Here is a 6,208-nt window from a genome sequence, read left to right as displayed (position 1 = left end):
CCCCTGTAGAATATAGATTATAAAAAATGACCGAATAAAAATTGTACAAAAAAGTGTTGACAATCCATATTGGATAGATTACAATAAATTAGACAATAAATATTTGCTCATGATATAATATAAAAAAATTAATTAATAAAATTAATTTCACGTTTTGTATAATAATATTCTAAAATAAAATATAGGAAAAAATTTATTGTAAAAGGAGAAAAAATGATAAGAGAAGCAAGTGAAAAAGATTTAAAAAGTATTTTAGATATTTATAATGACGCTATATTAAATACAACAGCAATTTATGCGTATAAGATTCAGACTCTTGAGGAGAAAAAACAATGGTATGAAAAAAAGAAACAAAATGGATATCCGTTGTTAGTATTTGAAGAAAATGGTATGGTTGCTGGATTTGCTACATTTGGTCCATTTAGGGAATGGCCAGCATATAAATATACAATAGAGCATTCTGTATATGTTCATAAGGATTATAGAAATCAAGGGATTGCAACAAAATTAATGAAAAAGATAATAGAAATTGCTAATGAAAAAGAATATGCAACACTTGTTGCTGCAATTGACTCGTCGAATAAAACTAGTATAAAAATGCATGAAAAAATAGGATTTAAGTATTCTGGTACAATAAAAAAAGCGGGCTTTAAATTTGGTAAATGGCTAGATCTTGATTTTTATCAATTAAACTTAATAGGGCCTAAAATGCCTTTAGAAGAATAGGAGTTATTTTAGCTATCCAAAGTTTAGCAATGACATTGATTGAAACAACTTAATTAAATTTTGAAGTTATTATTAAAAAATACAAAAAACATAGCCTCTTATAAAAGAAGATTATAGTTTAATGGCAAGATGGTAAGCCACCCGTTTGGGTGGCTTATAATTTTTGCTTGATTTATAAATTTTTACCTTTTGTATTGATGATACAATGTTTTTTAATATATCTTCATTATAAAGAATAATAAGAATGCTTTCACTTTTCAAATTTTTTAGAAAAAACTATTGACTTAGAGTGAACTCTATGGGGTAAAGTAATAATAAAGTAAAAAAGAAAGGAGAATTGCAAAAATGTTTTTCTAGAAGAAGCATTAGTGTGAATGAATCAGAGGAATAAATTTTCAAATAGGTTAAAAATAATATTTTTTAAAATATGAGGAGAAAATAAAATGGAATATTCAAAATTAGGAAATTCAAACATTCAAGTTTCACGTCTTTGTGTAGGGTGCATGAGCTTTGGTGATCCCAAAAGCAATTTTCACGCATGGACATTGAGTGCTGAAGAGAGTGAGAAGATTGTCAAACATGCTCTTGATTTAGGTATCAATTTCTTTGATACAGCTAATACCTATTCAGCCGGTACTAGCGAAGAGTATTTAGGCCGAGCAATTAAAAACAATGTTGCCAGGGATAAGGTAGTTATTGCTACTAAGGTTTATTTTAATGAGGGTAAGCTCTCAAAAAAAGCTATATTGCGTGAAATTGATGGCTCACTCAAAAGACTGGGCACAGATTATGTTGATCTTTACATTATTCACCGTTTCGATTACAATACTCCTATTGAGGAGACTATGGAGGCTTTAGATAGTCTTGTTAAGGCTGGTAAAGTGAGAGCACTTGGTGCTTCTGCAATGTATGGTTATCAGTTTCATAATATGCAGATTGTAGCTGAGCGAAACGGCTTTACGCCTTTTAGTTCTATGCAGAACCACTATAATCTGCTTTATCGTGAGGATGAGCGAGAACTGATTCCAATTTGTAAGCAGCAAAATGTAGCACTTACTCCATACAGCCCTCTTGCTGCTGGTAGGCTTTCCCGTCTTGAGTGGAAGGCTGATACGAAGCGTAGTCAGACAGATAAAACAGCAATTTCCAAATACGATAGTACACAAGAAACTGATTATCCTATAGTGCTTCGGGTACATGAACTTGCTAAAAAGTATGGAGTGACAATGACTCAAATTTCTCTTGCATGGCTGCTTTACAAGGGAGTGACTGCTCCAATTATCGGAGCAACAAAGGCAAAGTATTTTGATGATGCTGTTGGAGCGTTAAATGTAAAGCTTACTAATGAAGACATAGATTACCTTGAAGAACTGTATGTTCCACATAAAATAGTCGGTGCAATATAACATTTGATTTTAGATAAAGGTTTTAATGATTGTCTTGAGAGGTTACCTTATGAAGAGTATAATAGATTTAAATAATGTAAGGAGGTAAATCCAATGACGATTTCAGAAGTAAGTGTGAAATTTGATATTTCACAAGATACACTTCGTTATTATGAACGTATTGGTCTAATTCCACCTGTAAATCGCAATAAAAGTGGAATTAGAGATTATAAAGAAGAAGACTGCAAATGGATAGAATTTATAAAATGTATGAGAGGTGCAGGACTTCCTATTGAAGCTTTGATTGAATATGTTAATCTGTTTCAAAAAGGTGATGAAACAATTGAGGCAAGAAAAGAACTTTTAAATGAACAGCGTAAAAAACTTATAGCCAAAATAGAGGATATGAAAAAAACATTGGAACGTTTGAATTATAAAATTGCAAGATATGAAAAAATAGTAATTGAAAAAGAAAAAAAGTAAAAAAGGTTTGATAATTAATTATTATTGTAAATAGTTATAGAATATTTTTATTATGGTAAAATATCTTTATAAAATTTTAAGAAAGGATGATTGATATGCCATTTATAAATTCAAAAGTAACAGTTAAACTTTCTGATAGGGAAAAAGACTTATTAAAATCTAAAATGGGAGAAATTATAAAAGAGTTTCCAGGTAAAACTGAAGAATGGTTAATGGTTAGTTTTGATGATGATAAAAACATATACTTTAAAGGACAAAAGATGGAATATGCAGCTTTTGTTGAAGTTAAAATACTTGGAAGTGCTGAAAAAAAATATAAAAATAAGGTTGCAGATTTAATAAGCAGTCTTTTTAAAGAAACACTTAATATTCCCAAAGAAAGCATATACATAACTTTTGAAGAAATAAAAGATTGGGCATGGAATGGAGAACTTCTTTAATAATTATTTATTTTAAATTTAAGACGGTTGCAATTATAACTGATTTTTGTAGAATGTAATAATTGCCAACCGTCTATTTTGTAATATAAGTTTTTAGTAGAAATCATAAGAAAGAATTAAAAAATAGCTAATTTTTCTTCTTATTTTGTCAAAAATACTTTACCATGGGAAAACTATAACATTGACGTAAATGTTATAATGATAAAAGGAGGAATGAATATGGATAATAAATATTATCAAATTGAAGAGGTAGCAGCCAAAACAGGTCTTACTAAAAGAGCCATACGTTATTATGAAGATATTGAACTTATAAAACCTATTAGGACTAAGTCTTTTTATAGACTTTATACTGATGAAGATATAGAAAATATATTGAGGATTAAGGATTTAAAAGGTAAACTTGGTTTTTCTCTTAATGAAGTTAAAGATATATTTGAGCTTGAACTTGATATAAAAAGTATTTTTAAAGGTGAAAAATATGATCATGATTTTATAGAAGACTCTATAAAAAAAATTGAAGGACAATTAAAGATTATTGAAGAAAAAGAAGAAACGTTGAAAAAAGTGAAAAATAAATATATAGAAATTTTAGAAAAACTTTTAACAATCAATTATAATAAATAAATTATACAAAAATGGAGGTAATAAGATGAAAAAAGATAATTATAAGTGGGTTGCACTTTCGTGTACTACGATAGGTGCACTTTTTTCTGTGTTAAGCGGAAGTACATTAATGATTGCACTTCCTGTTATTATGAAAGATTTAAATGCAAGCATGGGAATTGTTACATGGATTCTTATGGGGTACATGCTAGCTATGACTATATTAGTACCTTCAATAGGTAGAATAGCAGATATGTTTGGGAGAAAAAAGCTTTATGTAAGTGGTTTTGCTTTATTTACATTTGCTTCATTTTTATGTTCAATATCAAAAACAGGAATACAGCTATTAATATTTAGAATGATTCAAGCTATAGGTGGATCTTTAATGGTTGCAAATAGTACAGCTATAGTTGCAGATGCCTTCCCTAAAAAAGAACTTGGAAAAGCCTTAGGTATTAATAGTATGATTATAAGTATAGCTTCTATTATTGGGCCAATTTTAGGTGGATTTCTAATAAGCATTGGATGGAGAAGTATATTTTATATAAATATTCCAATAGGAATTATAGGAACACTATGGGCTGCTTTTCAATTAAAAGAAACTGCTACAATTTCTAAAAAGCATAAATTTGATTTTAAAGGTACGCTGACTTTTTCTTTTGGTATGTTGGCATTATTAGTTGCTTTAAGTTTTGGAGGATTTATTGGATGGGTTAATATAACTGTAATAAGCCTTATAATAGTTTCTATAATATTATTGGTGTTATTTGTATATATAGAAAACAATACAGATGAGCCAATGCTCGATTTAAGGCTTTTAAAAACTAGAGTATTAGCTTTTGCATATACTAGTAATCTTTTAAATGGAATAGCAAGAGGAGCAGTTACATTTTTATTAATTTTTTTCTTTCAAGGAGTTAAGGGGATTGATCCTATTGTAGCTGGAATGTTATTAGCTCCATTAGCTGTATCTATGATGATTGTATCTCCAATTAGTGGATATTTATCAGATAAATATGGTGCGAGAATTTTAAGTTCATTAGGTTTGCTTATTTCTGCGGTAGGTCTTTTAGGTATGATGTTTATAACAGAAAATACATCAACATTTGAAATTATAATTTGGATGCTTATAATGGGATTTGGATCAGGAATGTTTTTTTCTCCAAATACAAGCTCAATAATGGGTATGGTACCAGCTGATAAAAGAGGTATAGCAGCAGGATTAAGAACAATGGCTAATAATGCAGGTAATGTATTAAGTATAGCAATTTCAATGGCTATAGTATCTTCAAGTATATCACAAGAAGCAATGCAGGCATTGTTTGTAGGTACACAGGTAGGTTCTAAAGGTATTGCAGTCGATCAATTTGTATTAGGACTTAGAACTGCATTTACAATATCTTTTATTTTTAGCATTATAGCAGCTGTAATTTCTTATTTAAGAGGTAAAGAACCAGATTGGGAAGAAGAATTAGAAGAAGAATTAGAAAAAGCACAATAGTATACAATATAATTTAAAATAAAAAAGCACCAGTTTAATAAAAGTCTATTTAAACTGCTGCTTTTTTATTTTAAATTTTTAAGTGTTTAAATAAAATTGATAATTTTAAATTTAATTGTTAAGCTTACTTAAATCATAAGGTGTATTTTGATAAACATAATAATTAAGCCAATTTGAGAATAATAAATTAGCATGACTTCTCCATTTAACTACTGGCTTGTTTAATGGATTATCATCTGGAAAATAATTTTTAGGAACTTTTATATTAAGGCCTTTAGCAATATCGCGATCATATTCTGCTTTTAATGTTAAAGGATCGTATTCTGAATGACCTGTAACAAAAATTTGTCTTCCATTTTTATTTGCAACTATATATACGCCAGCTTCATCAGATTCTGACAATATAGATAATTCAGGAATTTTCTCAATATCTTCTTTTCTTACTTCAGTATGCCTAGAGTGTGGCGCAAAAAATTTATCATCAAAGCCTCTAAGTAATGGTATATTTTCTTTTAAAATCTTATGCTCGAATACACCAAACATTTTTTCTTTAAGAGCATATTTTGGAATATTATAATGATGATATAATCCAGCCTGAGCACCCCAACATATATGAAATGTAGAATATACATTATGTACACTCCAGTCCATTATATCTTTTAATTCATCCCAATAATTAACCTCTTCAAAAGGCATTTGTTCAACAGGGGCACCTGTAATGATTAATCCATCAAATTTTTGATATTTTATTTCATCAAATGTTTTATAAAATGTCATTAAATATTCTTCTGAAGTATTTTTAGAAATATGACTTTTAGGATGTAATAATTCAACTTCAATTTGTAAAGAAGTATTAGCAATAAGTCTTAAAAGTTGAACTTCTGTGGTAATTTTAGTAGGCATAAGATTTAAAATAGCTATTTTTAAAGGACGAATATCTTGATGAAAAGCCTTGCTTTCAGGCATTACAAATATATTTTCATTATATAAAATTTCAGCAGCTGGTAAATCGTCTTTTATTTTTATAGGAATAGTAATCACCTCTCAATTCTGTTTGCTTTTGTAACCAC

The 6,208-nt window shown here is 28.8% G+C and carries 7 protein-coding genes; 6 read left to right on the top strand and 1 reads right to left on the bottom strand.

Features of this window, described 5'->3' with window-relative positions; genetic code table 11:
- Positions 1–213: 213 nt before the first annotated feature.
- The 6 genes from EGD97_RS02735 to EGD97_RS02710 all read left to right on the top strand — a co-directional run bounded on the left by EGD97_RS02735 (position 214) and on the right by EGD97_RS02710 (position 5,138).
- Complete coding sequence (locus EGD97_RS02735) at positions 214–726, top strand: GNAT family N-acetyltransferase (protein WP_078681367.1); 513 nt, start codon at positions 214–216, stop codon at positions 724–726.
- Positions 727–1,169: 443 nt separating this feature from the next.
- The gene (locus EGD97_RS02730; protein WP_127836437.1) at positions 1,170–2,132 is read left to right on the top strand and encodes an aldo/keto reductase; all 963 of its coding nucleotides are present in this window, start codon (positions 1,170–1,172) and stop codon (positions 2,130–2,132) included.
- 93 nt (positions 2,133–2,225) lie between these two features.
- A complete protein-coding gene (locus EGD97_RS02725) occupies positions 2,226–2,594 on the top strand; it encodes a MerR family transcriptional regulator (protein WP_078681369.1) in 369 nt (122 codons plus the stop codon).
- Between the two features lie 95 nt (positions 2,595–2,689).
- A complete protein-coding gene (locus tag EGD97_RS02720) occupies positions 2,690–3,034 on the top strand; it encodes a phenylpyruvate tautomerase MIF-related protein (RefSeq protein WP_078681370.1) in 345 nt (114 codons plus the stop codon).
- Positions 3,035–3,253: 219 nt separating this feature from the next.
- Positions 3,254–3,658, top strand: coding sequence for a MerR family transcriptional regulator (locus EGD97_RS02715; protein ID WP_078681371.1), 405 nt, complete (start codon positions 3,254–3,256; stop codon positions 3,656–3,658).
- Positions 3,659–3,683: 25 nt separating this feature from the next.
- Positions 3,684–5,138: an MFS transporter gene (locus EGD97_RS02710; RefSeq protein WP_078681372.1), complete on the top strand. Its 1,455-nt coding sequence runs from the start codon at positions 3,684–3,686 to the stop codon at positions 5,136–5,138.
- Between the two features lie 111 nt (positions 5,139–5,249).
- On the opposite strand, the gene metA is transcribed toward EGD97_RS02710, so the two are convergent.
- Positions 5,250–6,170, bottom strand: a complete 921-nt coding sequence (metA, locus tag EGD97_RS02705; RefSeq protein WP_127836448.1) for a homoserine O-acetyltransferase MetA — start codon at positions 6,168–6,170, stop codon at positions 5,250–5,252.
- Positions 6,171–6,208: the final 38 nt, after the last annotated feature.

The organism is Clostridium prolinivorans (assembly GCF_004011155.1).
Classification (GTDB): domain Bacteria; phylum Bacillota; class Clostridia; order Clostridiales; family Clostridiaceae; genus Clostridium_AT; species Clostridium_AT prolinivorans.
Note: the sequence above shows the minus strand (reverse complement) of the source record. Positions and strands in the feature narration are given on the sequence as shown.